Annotated in this window: 14 protein-coding genes; 2 read left to right on the top strand and 12 right to left on the bottom strand. The window is 65.4% G+C overall.

Going from position 1 to position 14,641, the window contains the following annotated elements; all coding sequences use genetic code 11:
• The first annotated feature begins 2 nt into the window (after window positions 1-2).
• Both A3AG_RS33650 and A3AG_RS33645 read left to right on the top strand, forming a co-directional pair.
• Entirely contained in the window at window positions 3-1,670 is a 1,668-nt protein-coding gene (locus tag A3AG_RS33650) for an esterase/lipase family protein (RefSeq protein WP_081610783.1), read from the top strand.
• 95 nt (window positions 1,671-1,765) lie between these two features.
• Window positions 1,766-2,683 (top strand): T6SS immunity protein Tli4 family protein, encoded by a 918-nt coding sequence (locus A3AG_RS33645; RefSeq protein ID WP_240619989.1) that lies wholly within the window; start codon window positions 1,766-1,768, stop codon window positions 2,681-2,683.
• 7 nt (window positions 2,684-2,690) lie between these two features.
• Here A3AG_RS33645 and mnmH read toward each other — a convergent pair whose 3' ends face one another.
• The 12 genes from mnmH to A3AG_RS0128275 form a co-directional block, all read right to left on the bottom strand.
• Window positions 2,691-3,797: a tRNA 2-selenouridine(34) synthase MnmH gene (gene mnmH, locus A3AG_RS0128330; protein ID WP_018008660.1), complete on the bottom strand. Its 1,107-nt coding sequence runs from the start codon at window positions 3,795-3,797 to the stop codon at window positions 2,691-2,693.
• Complete coding sequence (selD, locus tag A3AG_RS0128325; RefSeq protein ID WP_018008659.1) at window positions 3,797-4,840, bottom strand: selenide, water dikinase SelD; 1,044 nt, start codon at window positions 4,838-4,840, stop codon at window positions 3,797-3,799. Before selD ends, mnmH begins: the two co-directional genes overlap by 1 nt.
• A gap of 184 nt (window positions 4,841-5,024) precedes the next feature.
• Window positions 5,025-5,504: a bacterioferritin gene (gene bfr, locus A3AG_RS0128320; protein ID WP_012351604.1), complete on the bottom strand. Its 480-nt coding sequence runs from the start codon at window positions 5,502-5,504 to the stop codon at window positions 5,025-5,027.
• 122 nt (window positions 5,505-5,626) lie between these two features.
• On the bottom strand, window positions 5,627-5,932 hold the full coding sequence (locus A3AG_RS0128315) for a (2Fe-2S)-binding protein (RefSeq protein ID WP_026164535.1): 306 nt from the start codon (window positions 5,930-5,932) through the stop codon (window positions 5,627-5,629).
• Window positions 5,933-6,146: 214 nt separating this feature from the next.
• Window positions 6,147-7,919, bottom strand: a complete 1,773-nt coding sequence (gene ptsP / locus A3AG_RS0128310; RefSeq protein WP_018008657.1) for a phosphoenolpyruvate--protein phosphotransferase — start codon at window positions 7,917-7,919, stop codon at window positions 6,147-6,149.
• A 49-nt stretch (window positions 7,920-7,968) separates the two neighbouring features.
• Window positions 7,969-8,238 (bottom strand): HPr family phosphocarrier protein, encoded by a 270-nt coding sequence (locus A3AG_RS0128305; protein WP_018008656.1) that lies wholly within the window; start codon window positions 8,236-8,238, stop codon window positions 7,969-7,971.
• Window positions 8,207-8,662 (bottom strand): PTS sugar transporter subunit IIA, encoded by a 456-nt coding sequence (locus A3AG_RS0128300; protein WP_018008655.1) that lies wholly within the window; start codon window positions 8,660-8,662, stop codon window positions 8,207-8,209. The genes A3AG_RS0128305 and A3AG_RS0128300 overlap by 32 nt, the downstream gene beginning before the upstream one ends.
• A 78-nt stretch (window positions 8,663-8,740) precedes the next feature.
• Window positions 8,741-9,706, bottom strand: coding sequence for a glutathione synthase (gene gshB, locus A3AG_RS0128295; protein ID WP_018008654.1), 966 nt, complete (start codon window positions 9,704-9,706; stop codon window positions 8,741-8,743).
• An 8-nt stretch (window positions 9,707-9,714) separates the two neighbouring features.
• Complete coding sequence (gene gshA / locus A3AG_RS0128290) at window positions 9,715-11,010, bottom strand: glutamate--cysteine ligase (protein ID WP_018008653.1); 1,296 nt, start codon at window positions 11,008-11,010, stop codon at window positions 9,715-9,717.
• 558 nt (window positions 11,011-11,568) lie between these two features.
• On the bottom strand, window positions 11,569-13,116 hold the full coding sequence (locus A3AG_RS0128285) for an ammonium transporter (RefSeq protein WP_020384486.1): 1,548 nt from the start codon (window positions 13,114-13,116) through the stop codon (window positions 11,569-11,571).
• Between the two features lie 32 nt (window positions 13,117-13,148).
• Window positions 13,149-13,487 (bottom strand): P-II family nitrogen regulator, encoded by a 339-nt coding sequence (locus A3AG_RS0128280; RefSeq protein ID WP_010814843.1) that lies wholly within the window; start codon window positions 13,485-13,487, stop codon window positions 13,149-13,151.
• Between the two features lie 52 nt (window positions 13,488-13,539).
• A complete protein-coding gene (locus A3AG_RS0128275; protein ID WP_018008652.1) occupies window positions 13,540-14,322 on the bottom strand; it encodes a TorF family putative porin in 783 nt (260 codons plus the stop codon).
• Window positions 14,323-14,641 lie beyond the last annotated feature (319 nt).

The raw sequence follows: 14,641 nt of genomic DNA, 5'->3' as shown, positions 1-14,641 counted from the left end.
CAATGCAAAACGAGCGCAATCCGTCCGATCCGGAAGTCGTGATATCGCGCACGCGCGATATCGACGGGCGACCGGTCTTTGACACGCACCTGACACCCACCGAGGACACACGCACCAAGGTTATCGAGACCAAGCTGCCTGCAGTGATTCCGATCGTGTTCCTGCCAGGCATCATGGGAACCAACCTGAAGAACAAAAAGACAGGCAATGCTGCCTGGCGGCCACCGAATATGAGCCTGAACCTGGCCGACATTCTCGGCGTCGTCGCCGCCTTGGCGACATGGGGCATACGAGGACCAAAGCAACGGCAGCAAATCCTGAAAGCGGAAGATTTGACTGTAGACGACGGAGGCTCTATTGACGTCGGGGAATCGGGACTAGCAAAAGAAACCGCGCACAAGCGTGGCTGGGGCAGCGTGCTGCGCACCTCCTATAACCCGGTCATGGGGTTACTGGAGGCGCGCACCAGCCGCATCGTTGCGAACCGCACGCTGCAAGGATGGTGGTCGACTGAAGGCCTGCGTCCGCCCGGTGACTATGGTGAGGAAACCGGACAGCCGCCTTTGACGGAACCAGAACTCATGAAAGCAGCACGCTATGACTTCGATGTCTGGTGCGCCGGCTACAACTGGCTTCAATCCAACCGAAAGTCCGCCGAAGACGTCAGGCAATACATCGAAAACACGGTGCTGAGGCATTACCGGGAACAGAAGCCGCCAGTACCAGCCGACAAGGTTATCCTGGTTACGCATTCCATGGGCGGGCTCGTGGCGCGCGCGCTTACGAATCTTGTCGGCTATGAGAAGGTGCTAGGTGTGGTCCATGGCGTGCTGCCGGCGACAGGGGCGCCGGCGATTTACCATCACATGCGTGCGGGCTACGAGGGGCCTGAACAGTTGATTTTGGGCTCCAATGCTGGGGAGGTTACCGCTGTCGTGGCAAATTCAGCTGGCGCCTTGGAGCTATGCCCAACGTTCGATCATCGCGACGGCCAAGCTTGGTTGTTTTTGCAGAGCAATCATGGCGAGGTGGTCACGGATACAGCGGGCTTACCTTGTGCCTTCCCGCGCGCTGAAGACCCTTATGATGAAATCTACAAGAATCCAGCCTGGTACGGTCTTGTGCCAGAGGCGAACACAAAGTTCCTCAATTTGAGGGAAGACCTGTCTGACCACGAAGATTCAGAAGTAGACCCGCGCGGCAACTTCGGAAAGCTAATAGACCAAGTCGCTAGCTTTCATCGTGATCTCGCTGGGCAATATCATCCTGTAACTTACGTACACTATGGTGCAGATGATTCCAGGCCAATGCATAGCTGGCAAGATATTGTCTGGCGTGGCAATCCACACGCCTTCCCAACATCGGCCTTTCCGGCGGATGACGATGGCAATGGCCGCTTTCGGCATAGAGCGTTGACGGACGCCCCCGCGCTAACTGCGACACGCGGCCACGGTGATGGGACAGTACCCGCCTTTTCCGGCCAGGCACCACGTGATGCTGGAGTCGAGGCAAGTTTCCGGCACGGATCGAATGGCACGGGTCCCGAGAACGCTGGTCGCAAAGGCTACGATCACCAAGGTAGCTACAACGATCCCAGGGCGCGATGGGCGACGCTATACGGCATTGCCAAGATTGCCCAACTGGCCGACTGGCACTCGAGTGACAAATGAAGACATCACGTTCGTTCGCTACGGTAATTGCTGCTTGCCTAACGTTGGCACTTGCCAGCATTAGCTACGGGCAATCGATGACACGGAGCCCTTCGATGGATAAATCTGGCTGGAAGACATACTGCTTTGGGCGCTACCTCGTTGAGCTCCCCCCACAAGCGAAAGTCAGCGCAACCTACAAAGTCTGGGGCAACGAAGTCTCGCCGATACCAGGACTGACTCCCGGCACGCTTCGCTCAATGATTAACCAGCGAGAGCAGGAACTGAGGGCAGCACATCACGAGACGCAAGGCTCAATGTTTGTCAGTAGGACGATGGTTGGCGACGGCTCGGAAGTCCTATTGTCTTGGTCATTGCCATACAGCAAGGCCATGCTGAGCGGCAATACGTACCTTGTTTCAACGGATCCGTGGCGCGCATTTAAATATGGAGGAGGTGTCTCCCCTGGTAGAGAGCCGATAGCCCTTCGACACTCCAAGACATTAGCCGCCAACATCCGCTCCCGCGCCGACGACGAAATCCCCACCGGCCCCGGCTTCTGCATCGACCAAGGCTTTATCGCCGGCAACGACTACCGTTCGGAGAGCGTGCAGATGGGCATCACGCTGCCCCAGCATCCCAACGCCTTCATCAGCTTTGACGCCAGCACCGGCGCCGAGGAAGACCGTCTGCTCGAACGCGTTGACAACTTCCTGACCAAGGCAGTATTCGGTCCTCTCGCCGGCCTGAAGGTATTGCGCAAGCGCGAACGCAATGTCGGTGCGATTCCCGCGGAAGAGTACGCAACCGCCGCGACGGGCAATGGCCAGCGTGTTTATGTATTCGCCTGGGAATCCCAGGGAAAAAACAAGTCCTTGTCCGAGCAAAACGTGTCGGCTGTCCTGAACGTGCTCGAGCAGCCGGTGGACAGTCCGCAGACACCGTATCAGCCGGCTTTCCAGTCCGATGATGAGGCGCTGCAGCTATGGGATGCCATCATCGACTCCATCCGGCTGCGTCCGGGCGCAGTCTAGCGCCGCCCTATTCCCCTTGGCGCGCGGTGTGCGCCAGCAGCCAGTCCGTCACGGCATCGCGGTCGCCGCGGAAGACGATGCGCGCCTCGCGCTGGCCGCGCTGGAAGTCATACATGGGGTCGTAGTAGTCGCGCAGCAGCACTTCGATCCAGCCGCGGTGCAGCGCTACCTCGCCGCACTCGGCCTGGCGCGCGAGCGCCTGGTCCAGCAGCGCCGACAGCTTGCCGTAGCGGGCGCCGCCAAGCCGCGGCGCGATCGCGGCCATGGCTTCGCGCAGTCGGGTGGCGTAGGCGTCGAAGCCTTCCGCGCTGCCCTTCGTGTCGATGAATTCCGCCGCCAGTCCCTGCACGTAGTCGCGCAGCACGCGTTCGACGCGGGCGTCGAACGGCGCTTCCAGCCATACCAGCGGACTGGCCTGCATGCGCTGCGACAGCACCTGCGGCACGTCGCGGCTGCCGATGAAGCGGCCTTCGTCTTCCACCACCAGCGCGCGCCAGCCGGCGTCGAGATGACGCAGCACGTCGATGGCGAGGGCGTTTTCGAAGTCGATCTGCGGCGGCTGCGGCAGCGCGCGGCGGCCAAAGGCGGAGCCGCGGTGGCGCGCGTGGCCTTCAAGGTCGATCGAAGCGGGGACGTCGGCCAGCACGTCGGTCTTGCCGCTGCCGGTCAGCCCGCCAACCACGAACCACGGCTGCGTAGTCGCCGCGGTGTCGATGGTTTCGATCAGGAAGCCGCGCATCGCCTTGTAGCCGCCGGTCACGCGCGGATAGTCGACGCCCGCGTCGCGCAGCCACTGCTGCACCAGCTGCGATCGCAAGCCGCCGCGGAAGCAATACAGATAGCCGTCCGGATGCGCGCGCGCAAACTCTGCCCAGGCGGCGATGCGCGCCGCCTTGCGCTGGCCGGACACGAGCTGGTGGCCGAGTTCGATCGCCGCCTGCTGGCCTTTCTGCGCATAGCACAGGCCGACCTCGTGGCGCTCGGCATCGTCCATCAGCGGCAGGTTGACCGCGCCGGGAAAGGCCCCGCGCGCGAACTCCAGCGGCGCGCGCACGTCCAGCATGGCGACGCCACTGAGGAACAGTTTGCGGAAGTCGGCCGTATCTGGACGCATCAGCGGATCTCTACGGCCAGTGCGGCGCGGGCCACCATCTCGCCGATCGGGGCGAGCGCCAGCCCCAGGCGCTGGCATTCAGCCAGGAACGCGGCTTCACCCGCGGGCTCGACCGCGACCAGCAGGCCGCCGCTGGTCTGGGGATCGCACAGCAGCGCGCGTTGGGTCTCGCTGAGCGGCGCGATGCGATGGCCGTAGCTGTCGAAGTTGCGCTGGGTGCCGCCCGGCACGCAGCCCTGGCCGATGTAGTCGGCCACGTCATCCAGCACCGGCACCGCGGCATAGTCGATGCGTGCGGTCAGGCCGCTGCCGTCGGCCATCTCGACCAGATGGCCCAGCAACCCGAAACCGGTGACGTCGGTCATCGCGCGCACGCCGGGCAAGCGCCCGAAGGCGCTGCCGGGCCGGTTCAGCACGCACATCCAGTCGCGCGCCAGGTGGCGGTTGTCGGCGCGCAGCAGACCCTTCTTCTCGGCCGTGGTCAGCACGCCGATGCCGAGCGGCTTGGTCAGGTACAGCCGGCAGCCGGGCGTGGCGGTGTCGTTGCGCTTCATGTGCGCACGCTCGACCAGTCCCGTGACCGCCAGGCCGAAGATGGGCTCGGGTGCGTCGATCGAATGGCCGCCCGCGAGCGGTATGCCGGCGTCATCGCAGGCGCGGCGCCCGCCCGCCACCACTTCGCGCGCCACCTCGGGCGGCAGCACGTTGACCGGCCAGCCCAGGATGGCGATGGCCATCAGCGGGTCGCCGCCCATGGCGTAGATGTCGCTGATCGCATTGGTCGCGGCGATGCGGCCGAAGTCGAACGGATCGTCGACGATGGGCATGAAGAAATCGGTGGTCGAAACCACCCCGCGCTGGCCGTCGGCGCCATCCAGCGCATACACCGCCGCGTCATCGCGCGAAGCATTGCCGACCCACAGGCGCGGGTCCAGGTGCTGCGCGCCGCTGCCGGCCAGGATCACGTCGAGCACCTTGGGGGAAATCTTGCAGCCGCAGCCGGCACCGTGGCTGTACTGCGTCAGGCGGATGGGACTGGTCATGGGCGTGGGCTCCGCGCGGCGCGCCGGCGGGTCAGGAGCCTTGGCCCCGCCGGCGACGCCTGGATGAAGAGAGGAATTGGAATGAGAAGGGTTACTGCCTGCAGGCGAGCAACCAGGCGGCACCGATCGGCGCCGCGCGCTGGGGCGGGCCGCCCCTCGGAGCGGCCGCGCCGAAGACGGCGGCTTATTGCTCGCCCGGCTCCATCTGCGACTGCAGGTAATTCTGCAGCCCGACCTTGTCGATCAGGTCCAGCTGCGTTTCCAGGTACTCGATATGTTCCTCGGTATCGGTAAGGATATCGACCAGAATTTCGCGGCTGACGTAATCGCCGACCGATTCGCAATAGGCAATGCCTTCCTTGACGGTGGTGTGCGCGGTCTGTTCCAGCTTCAGGTCGCACTTGAGCATCTCGGGCGTGTCTTCGCCGAGCAGCAGCTTGTGCAGGTCCTGCAGGTTGGGCAGGCCGTCCAGCATCAGGATGCGGTCGATCAGGCGGTCGGCGTGCTTCATCTCGCCGATCGATTCCTTGTACTCCACGTCGCCGAGCTTCTTCAGGCCCCAGTGGCGATACATGCGGGCGTGCAGGAAATACTGGTTGATCGCGGTCAGCTCGTTCTTGAGCTGGGCGTTCAGATGCTGGATGACCTTCTTGTCACCTTTCATTGGCGGCTCCTGTTGCATCGGGCCCGCGCAAAAATACGAAACGGCGCCAATGGCGCCGTGCAGTCAGAAAAAAGAATGCGCAAAAACGCGCCGTGAACTGAACTTTCAGTTCATGGGCGCGTTCAGGCCACCAGCGCCTTGCGCTGGTCGTTCGCGACTGCCGGGTCCCGAGTGTCCATTATGGTACATGGGCCCGAAGCGGAACAGGAAGAAATCTCCACAACCTGGATGCTGGCGAGGGTCGCCACCGTGACATTGCGTACCGCGGCCACGCCTTCCTGCAACACCTGCTGCGCGCACTCGCGGCAGCGGCCGCAGCACGTGCCGACGCCGAGCGTTTCAGCCAGTTCGTCGAGGGTTTCGACGCCCAGGTGCGCGGCACCGTGAATCTCACGATCGGTGATCTGGTTGCAGATGCAGACGTACACAAGTCCCTCCGTTGGGGCGCGGGACACCGGCATGTCCCTGCGAATGAACGTCAGAATATCAGAGATCAATAATGATAACAATTCCCATTAAGCCACATGGACGAAGGTCGGCAAGGCGTCACAGGACGTAAAAAGAAGGCGGCTGGCGCCGCACTTTCCTGCCCGAAAAAGTGCTGCGCGAGCCGCCTTTTTTGTTCGGAAAACCCTGATGCCGTCAGGGTCGTGCGATCTGCCGCAGCACCGCGGCCTGTTCCTCGGGGTCGTAGGCCTGCAGCAGCTGGTCGACCAGCGGTTCGAGCCGTTCGCAGTTGGCGTGCAGGATTTCCTGCTTGACCCGCAGCAGCTGCGCCGGGTGCATGGAGAATTCGCGCAACCCCATGCCCAGCAGCAGCCGTGTCATCGACGGGTCGCCGGCCATCTCGCCGCACACCGCCACCGGCACGCCGGCGCGATTGGCTTCGCGGATGGTGCGCGCCACCAGCTGCAGCACCGCCGGATGCAGCGGGTCGAACAGGTGCGCGACGGCGTTGTCGGCGCGGTCGATCGCCAGCGTGTACTGGATCAGGTCATTGGTGCCGATGGACAGAAAATCCATCTTGCGCAGGAACAGCGGCAGTAGCAGCACCGCCGCCGGGATCTCGATCATGGCCCCGACCTTCATGCCGGGGTCGTACGGTTCGCCGCGCTCGTCCAGCTGGCGCTTGGCCTTGGCGATCAGCGCCAGGGTCTGGTCGATCTCGCTGGCATGCGCCAGCATCGGCACCAGCAGCCGCACCGGGCCGAAGGCCGAGGCGCGCAGCAGCGCGCGCAGCTGGGTCAGGAACATGCCGGGCTCCGACAGCGACCAGCGGATCGCGCGCAGGCCCAGCGCCGGGTTCAGCGCGGTCTCGAAGTCATCGGCGCGGCCGTCGCCGCGGGCGTCGAGCGGCTTGTCGGCGCCGATATCGATGGTGCGGATGGTCACCGGCAGCCCGTGCATGGCATCGACCGCGCCACGGTACGCCTGGAACTGCTCTTCCTCGCCCGGCAGCTCGTCGCGCCGGTTCATGAACAGGAACTCGGAGCGGAACAGGCCGACGCCGACCGCGCCGGCGGCCAGCGCGGCGCCGGCATCCTCGGCCATCTCGATGTTGGCCAGCAGTTCGATCTCGATCCCGTCGAGCGTCACCGCCGGCGTATGCCGCAGGCGCTGCAGGCGCTTCTTCTCCAGCACGCGCTCGCTCTGCCGGTGGCGGTATTCCTCGAGGATGATGGCGGTGGGATCGACGATCACCAGGCCGGCGTCGCCGTCGATGATGATCCAGTCATCCTGGCGGATCAGCTCGCTCGCGCTCTGCACCCCGACCGCGGCCGGGATGTCGAGGCTGCGCGCGACGATGGCGGTATGCGAGGTGCGCCCGCCCAGGTCGGTGACAAAACCGTGGAACACCGTGTGGCGAAACTGCAGCATGTCGGCCGGCGCGATATCGTGGGCCACGACGATCACGCCGGGCGCGGGCTCGCCGTCGGCGGCCAGCGCGGGCACCGGCGCCGGCACCAGCACCGGGGCGCCGGCCAGCGCCTTCAGAATGCGCTCCACCACCTGCTGGATGTCGGCCTTGCGCTCGCGCAGGTATTCGTCCTCGATCTCGTCGAACTGGCGCATCAGCTCTTCGAGGCGCGTGGTCAGTGCCCACTCGGCGTTGTAGCGCCGCCCCCGGATCAGCGCCTCGGGCTCGCGCGCCAGCGCCTCGTCGTCGAGGATCATCGCATGCACGTCGAGGAAGGCGCCCATCTCTTCGGGCGCGTCGCGCGGCAGGTCCCGCTTGAGCGCGGCCAGTTCGGCGCGCACCGCGGCGCGCGCGGCGCGCAGCCGTTCCACCTCGGCGTCGAGCTGTTCTTCATCGACCAGGTAGTGCGACACGTCCAGCGCCGCGGGCGCAAGCAGGTGCGCGCGGCCGATGGCGACGCCGCGCGAGACCGGGATGCCGTGCAAGGCGAAAGGCATGTACCGCTCCGTCAGGAACGTTGATCAATTCGGGTCAAGGCCGCCGGCCTCATTCCCCTTCACCAAAGCGGTTGGCGATCAGTGCCAGCAGCGCGTCCATCGCCTCTTGTTCGTCGGGACCCTCGGTTTCGATCGTGATGGTCGAGCCGATTCCGGCGGCCAGCATCATCACGCCCATGATGCTCTTGGCATCGACCTGGCGTCCGTTGCGGGACATCTTGACCTGGCTGACGAAGCTGCCGGCGAGCTGGGTCAGCTTGGCGGACGCGCGTGCATGCAGTCCGAGTTTATTGATGATGGTGGTGTCCCTCTGCAGCATATTTGTCGGGATGATTGGCGGTTTGATTCTGGACGGTAGTGGTGCCGACCTGCAGCACGCCTTGCGAGCCGCCGGCCAGCGCCTTGGTGGCGAGCTGGTCCAGCTTTTCGGCCCGGTAGCAGATGGCGCGGACCAGCATGGGAAGGTTGACGCCGGCCAGCACGCGCACGCGTCCCGGCTCGGCCAGGCGCGCGGCGATATTGGCGGGGGTGGCGCCGAAGATGTCGGTCAGGACCAGCGCGCCGTTGTCGTCGCAGATGGCGTCCAGGCGGCGCCTGGCCTCGGCCAGCACGGTGGTGGGATCGGCATCGGGAAGGACGTCGATGGCTTCCAGCCGCTGCGGCTGGCCACAGTAGACGTGGGCGGCGCAATCGCGCAGGGCTGACGCCAGCGGGGTGTGCGCGATGATCAGGATGCCTGCCATGATGGTGAATCCGTTGGATTGCCCCGATTGTAGCAGGCGCCCCCCGGCGCTCGCGCTGCCCGCCCGGGCCGCTGGCGCCTAGCTGCCGGCAGCGCCGACGGCGTGCTCCAGCGCGTCGATGAACATCGCCGCGACATGGAAGCCGGTCTGTTGCGTGATCTCCTGGAAACAGGTCGGGCTCGTCACATTGACCTCGGTCAGGTAGTCGCCGATGACGTCCAGGCCGACCAGCAGCAGGCCCTGCTCCCACAGCCCCGGGGCCAGCGCCTCGGCGATCTCGCGGTCGCGCCGGCTCAGCTCCTGGGCGCGGCCGGTGCCGCCCGCGGCGAGGTTGCCGCGCACTTCGCCGGCCATCGGCACGCGCGCCAGCGAATACGGCACGGGCACGCCGCCGATCAGCAGCACGCGCTTGTCGCCGTCCTTGATCGCCGGGATATAGCGCTGCACCATCAGCGAGCGGGCGCCGTCCTGGCCCAGCGTCTCGACGATCGCGGCCAGGTTCATGCCGTCGGCGCCGACCCGGAACACGCCCATGCCGCCCATGCCGTCGAGCGGCTTGACGATGATGTCGCGATGCTCGGCGTGGAAATCGCGGATGCGTGCCAGGTCGCGCGTAACCAGCGTCGGCGTGATGAACTCCGGGTACTGGGCAATCGCCAGCTTCTCGGAGTGGTCGCGGATCGCGCGCGGCTTGTTGAAGACGCGCGCGCCCTGCGCCTCGGCCAGCTCCAGCAGCCAGGTGCTGGTCACGTATTCCATGTCGAAGGGCGGGTCCTTGCGCATCAGCACCGCATCGAAGGCCGACAGCGGCTCGAGCGCGCTGTTGCCCTCGCGGTACCAGGCCCCCTGTCCCGCGCCGTCCTCGCCGGTCAGGTGCAGGCGCGTGGCGACCGTCTCGACCGTGCGCCCGGACAGCGCCAGCTGCGGCTGCAGGCACCAGTACAGCTCATGGCCGCGCGCGGCGGCCTCGGCCATCATGGCGTAGGTGGAGTCCTTGTAGGTCTTGAAGGTCTCCAGCGGATCGGTGATGAAGAGGATGCGCATGGTGGCGTTCAGATGATCGGGTTGGGGTCGGTCTTCTCGAGCTCCAGCGACGCCGCCAGCAAGGCCAGCCGCGCCACCACGCCATACATGTAGAAGCGGTTCGGCACCGCCGCGCCCGGCTTGGCATGGCTGTCGGGGATGCCGTTGGGCGCGAACGCCAGCGGCACGAAATGCATGCCCGGCGCGTTCAGGTTCTCGTCGTTGCCGCGGCCGGTGTGCACGCGGTAGAAGCCGCCCACCACATAGCGGTCGATCATGTAGACCACCGGCTCGGCCACCGCCTCGTTGACCTTCTCGAAGGTGTGCACGCCCTCCTGGATGATGACATCGCTGACCTCCAGGCCCTCCTTGACCACGCTCATCTTGTTGCGCTCTTTCCGGTTCAGGCCCTTGATCTCGGACGGATCGCGCACGGTCATGATGCCCATGCCATAGGTGCCGGCATCGGCCTTGACCACCACATACGGCGTTTCCTTGATGCCGTACTCGCGGTACTTCTTGGCGATTTTCTTCAGCACGCCCTCGACCGCGTCGGCCAGTTCCTCCTCGCCCACGCGCTCGTGGAAATTCACGCCGGTGGTGCGGGCGAAGTACGGGTTGACCATCCACGGGTCGATGTCGATCAGCTTGGCGAACTTCTTCGCCACCTCGTCATAGGCGGAAAAGTGGCTGCTCTTGCGGCGCGTGGACCAGCCGGCGTGCAGCGGCGGCAGCAGGTACTGCTCGTTGATGTTTTCCAGGATCGGCGGAATGCCGGCCGACAGGTCGTTGTTCAGCAGGATCGAACAGGGGTCGAAGTCCTTCAGCCCCAGCCGGCGGCCCTTGGTGCCCAGGCGCGCCAGCGGCTCTACCACCAGGGTCTGGCCGTCGGGCAGCTCGATCGGGGTCGGTTCGGTGATTTCGTCGGAAAGCGAGCCCAGGCGCACGTTCAGCCCCGCCTGGCGCATGATCAGCGACAGCCGCGCGACGTTCTGCAGGTAGAACATATTGCGGGTGTGGCGCTCCGGGATCAGCAGCAGGTTCTTGGCGTCGGGGCAGATCTTCTCGATCGCCGCCATCGCCGCCTGTACCGCCAGCGGCAGCATCTCGGGGGCCAGGTTGTTGAAGCCGCCCGGGAACAGGTTGGTGTCGACCGGCGCCAGCTTGAAGCCGGCGTTGCGCAGGTCCACCGAGCAATAGAACGGGGGCGTATGCTCCTGCCATTCCAGCCTGAACCAGCGCTCGATGGACGGGGTCGCGTCCAGGATCTTCTTTTCCAGTTCGAGCAGCGGACCGTTCAGCGCGGTGATGAGATGCGGGACCATATCCATCCTATAGATCGTCTTAATCGTTCGCCCCGATTGTAGAGGAACGGCCAACCAGGCGCTGGCACACCCTTTATAAGGATATGCAGCGCCTGACATAAGGGATAACCATATGGGGATGGGCGGCGCGAAATAAAGAGGCCGCGCCGGCCGAGCGCGGCCGGGCAAAAAAAAAGCGCGGCGATGCCGCGCTTTTAAATGGCCTGACAGATACGGGGAGCGTTCTGCAGGTGGAGGAAACTGCCTCAGTGGCAATGTATGTGCGCAGCACATTAAAGACAACTGAAGCTTTTTAAGATCGGAGTTAAGCACTTTGCGAAAAGCCCGCGTCTAGCGCGGGGGATTGCCGGCTGGCCCGCGCCGGCACTGGCCTGGCCGGTTTCAGCGGGGCTGTGCATCGGGCGCGCGATGGGCAGTTCGCGCAGCGGATTGCGCGCAGGCCGCAGGCTAATGTCTGCAACCCCGGTCAACACGACAAAGAAAAAAGCCCGGCACGCAGCCGGGCAAAACTCCTGAGAGCAGATTCCCAATCAGCCCTCCAGCACAACACCTTTGCGCTCAGCCTTCGTAGGCGGTTTCGCCGTGCGAGGTGATATCCAGGCCTTCGCGTTCTTCGTCTTCCGGCACGCGCAGCCCGATCAGCATGTCCACCAGCTTGTAGGCGACGAAGGCCACCACGCCAGACCACACCACCGTGGTGAGCACGCCTTCGAACTGAATCCACAGCTGGCCGGCGATCGAGTAGTCGTCCGCCACCTTGTTGGCGACGTAGTCGTAGATGCCGGTGCCGCCCAGGCTGGGCGCGGCGAACACGCCGGTCAGCAGCGCGCCGACGATGCCGCCCACGCCGTGCACGCCGAACACGTCCAGCGAGTCGTCCATGCCCAGCATGCGCTTGAGTCCGGTCACGCCCCACAGGCACAGCAGGCCGGCCACCACGCCCATCACGATCGAGCCCATCGGGCCGACGAAGCCCGCGGCCGGGGTGATCGCCACCAGCCCGGCGACCGCGCCCGAGGCGCCGCCCAGCATCGACGGCTTGCCCTTGCCGATCCACTCGCCGAAGGTCCACGACAGCACCGCGGCACAGGTCGCCAGCAGCGTGTTGACGAAGGCCAGCGCGGCCGAGCCGTTGGCTTCCAGCGCCGAACCGGCGTTGAAGCCGAACCAGCCGAACCACAGCAGCGAGGCACCGACCATGGTGAAGGTCAGGCTGTGCGGACGAATCGCCTCGCGGCCGAAGCCGATGCGCTTGCCGAACATGAAGGCACCCACCAGACCAGCCACCGCGGCATTGATGTGCACCACGGTGCCGCCGGCAAAGTCGAGCGCGCCCTTCTGGAACAGCCAGCCGGCCTTGGCCGTTGCGGCAGTGCCGGCGGCGGCGTCGGTGTAAGCGTCAGGGCCCGGCCAGAACCACACCATGTGGGCGATCGGCAGGTAGGCGAAGGTGAACCACAGCACCACGAACACCAGCACCGCCGAGAAGCGCGCGCGCTCGGCGAAGGCGCCGATGATCAGGCCGCAGGTAATGCAGGCGAAGGCGCACTGGAAGGCAAAGTAGCCCAGTTCCGGCAGCACCACGCCCTTGCTGAAGGTGGCGGCCACGGCCTCGACCGTCAGCCCCTTCATGAACAGCCGGTCAGTGCCGCCAAAGAAGGCATTGCCCTCGGTGAAGGCGAAGCTGTAGCCGTAGATGGCCCACAGCAGCGACACCAGCGAGAAGATCACCAGGCACTGCATCAGCACCGACAGCATGTTCTTGGAGCGTACCAGGCCGCCGTAGAACAGCGCCAGGCCGGGCAGCGTCATCAGGATCACGAACGCGGTCGAGACCAGCAGCCAGGCAGTGTCGCCCTTGTTGGGCACCGGCGCAGCCGGCGCGGCGGCAGCTTCCGCCGGTGCGGCCGCGGCGGGCGCTGCTGCAGGGGCGGCAGCGGGGGCTGCCGCAGCCGGCACGGCGGCCGGCGCGGAAGTGGCGGCGGCCGAGGCCTCGGCTGCCGGCTTGTCCTGCGCGGCAGCCGGGGTCGACATGCCGACGCCGGCCGTGCCGACGGCCAGCGCCACCGCGCCCGCCGCCAAGAATCGCTTGATCCAGGTTTTCATGGAATTCACCTTTGTCTCTATGCTGTCTTGGGTCACAGGGCATCGCCGCCGGTCTCGCCGGTGCGGATGCGGATGACCTGCTCGATCGGGGCCACGAAGATCTTGCCGTCGCCGATCTTGCCGGTGCGGGCCGATTTCTCGACCGCCTCGATGGCGCGCTCGACCACGTCGTCGGGCACCGCCACCTCGATCTTCACCTTGGGCAGGAAGTCGACGATGTATTCGGCGCCGCGGTACAGCTCGGTATGGCCCTTCTGGCGGCCGAAGCCTTTCACTTCGGTCACGGTGATGCCGGACACGCCCACGTCCGACAGCGCTTCGCGCACTTCGTCGAGCTTGAACGGCTTGATGACTGCGATGATGAGTTTCATCAGGATTCTCCTGGGAGCGGACCGGCATCAGCCCGCCCTGGCTGCGTCAGAATTAAAAAGTCTTGGTGATCGAGGCCCACGCCGCGGCCTTGCCCAGGTAGCGGCCGCGGTTGGCGCTGGTATAGGCGACTTCCTTGGCGTTGGTGTCGACATAGGCGACCGCCAGCGCAAAGCCCTTGCCCAGGTCCTTGGTCAGGCCGATCTTCCAGTCGGTGTACGAGGCATCGCTGTTGTGCTTCACGCCCTGGTAGCCGACGTGCGCGTTCAGCGTCAGGTCCCAGAAGTTCAGCGGCACGTTGGCGGTCAGGTCGACGTAGTAGCTGTTCTTGCTGTCGGCCCAGCCGAACAGGTTGGTGACCGAGTGCGAGTACTTCAGGAACACCGGGCCCCAGCCGACCCCGGCATACAGCTCGGTGGTGTACGGGCGCGGGTTGTTGTAGCCGCCCGGGTAGTAGTACTCGAGCACGCCCAGGTCATAGGCGAACTCGGTGCCGGCGACCTTGAAGGTGTTCTTGAAGCCGCCGTAGAAGTCCATCTCGACCGGCGCCGACACCGCCGGGTTGGCGTCTTCCAGCCAGCTGATGCTGGAGTTCCAGTTGCCCACGTAGAAGCCGCTTTCGTGCGCATAGTCGAAACCACCCTGGATTGCCGGGCGCAGGTTGGTCTGGCTGATGCCGCGGTAGCGGTAGTCCGTGACCAGCGACACGTTGGCCGTGAACGTATGCGGCGAGGCCGGCTCGGCAGCCGGGGCCGCGGCGTCGGTGCTCTGGGCCAGGGCGCCGCCGGCGGCACTGGCCAGGACCATCGCGCTGACTGCAAGGGCCAACTTCTTCATGGGGTTTTTCTCCTTTTCCTGATGGCTCGGATTTCGTTTCGTTGGATTCCGGTAAAGCTCGAGGCAGCTCGCCCTCACTACTGCAACTGCCGTGCCACCCTACGGAAAGCGGCGATCGATGCGCCACGGCACGCGCCGGCCAGCATCGCGGGCAGCCTGCAATCGGCCCCGCGGCGACGCCAGATCGGGTTAAAAGGTGTGAACGGCGCGGCGCCGGTGCTTTCGCCGGCGTGCCGCTGGGGCGATAATCGAGGTCTGACGGTGGCTGGGGACGGCCCGCTTGCACGGGAATCGCCCGCATTCAGGGCGCCCAATTCCT

This window comes from Cupriavidus neocaledonicus (assembly GCF_000372525.1).
Taxonomy (GTDB): domain Bacteria; phylum Pseudomonadota; class Gammaproteobacteria; order Burkholderiales; family Burkholderiaceae; genus Cupriavidus; species Cupriavidus neocaledonicus.
The sequence above is the reverse complement of the archived record's forward strand: the minus strand, read 5'-3'. Positions and strand labels throughout refer to the sequence as shown.

Coding starts and splice junctions, on each gene's coding strand:
- mnmH (WP_018008660.1), bottom strand. CDS start 3,797: ATGCGTCCAGATACGGCCGACTTCCGCAAACTGTTCCTCAGTGGCGTC.
- A3AG_RS0128285 (WP_020384486.1), bottom strand. CDS start 13,116: ATGAAAACCTGGATCAAGCGATTCTTGGCGGCGGGCGCGGTGGCGCTG.
- A3AG_RS0128275 (WP_018008652.1), bottom strand. CDS start 14,322: ATGAAGAAGTTGGCCCTTGCAGTCAGCGCGATGGTCCTGGCCAGTGCC.
- A3AG_RS33645 (WP_240619989.1), top strand. CDS start 1,766: ATGGATAAATCTGGCTGGAAGACATACTGCTTTGGGCGCTACCTCGTT.
- A3AG_RS33650 (WP_081610783.1), top strand. CDS start 3: ATGCAAAACGAGCGCAATCCGTCCGATCCGGAAGTCGTGATATCGCGC.
- bfr (WP_012351604.1), bottom strand. CDS start 5,504: ATGAAAGGTGACAAGAAGGTCATCCAGCATCTGAACGCCCAGCTCAAG.
- ptsP (WP_018008657.1), bottom strand. CDS start 7,919: ATGCCTTTCGCCTTGCACGGCATCCCGGTCTCGCGCGGCGTCGCCATC.
- A3AG_RS0128300 (WP_018008655.1), bottom strand. CDS start 8,662: ATGGCAGGCATCCTGATCATCGCGCACACCCCGCTGGCGTCAGCCCTG.
- A3AG_RS0128280 (WP_010814843.1), bottom strand. CDS start 13,487: ATGAAACTCATCATCGCAGTCATCAAGCCGTTCAAGCTCGACGAAGTG.
- gshB (WP_018008654.1), bottom strand. CDS start 9,706: ATGCGCATCCTCTTCATCACCGATCCGCTGGAGACCTTCAAGACCTAC.
- A3AG_RS0128305 (WP_018008656.1), bottom strand. CDS start 8,238: ATGCTGCAGAGGGACACCACCATCATCAATAAACTCGGACTGCATGCA.
- selD (WP_018008659.1), bottom strand. CDS start 4,840: ATGACCAGTCCCATCCGCCTGACGCAGTACAGCCACGGTGCCGGCTGC.
- gshA (WP_018008653.1), bottom strand. CDS start 11,010: ATGGTCCCGCATCTCATCACCGCGCTGAACGGTCCGCTGCTCGAACTG.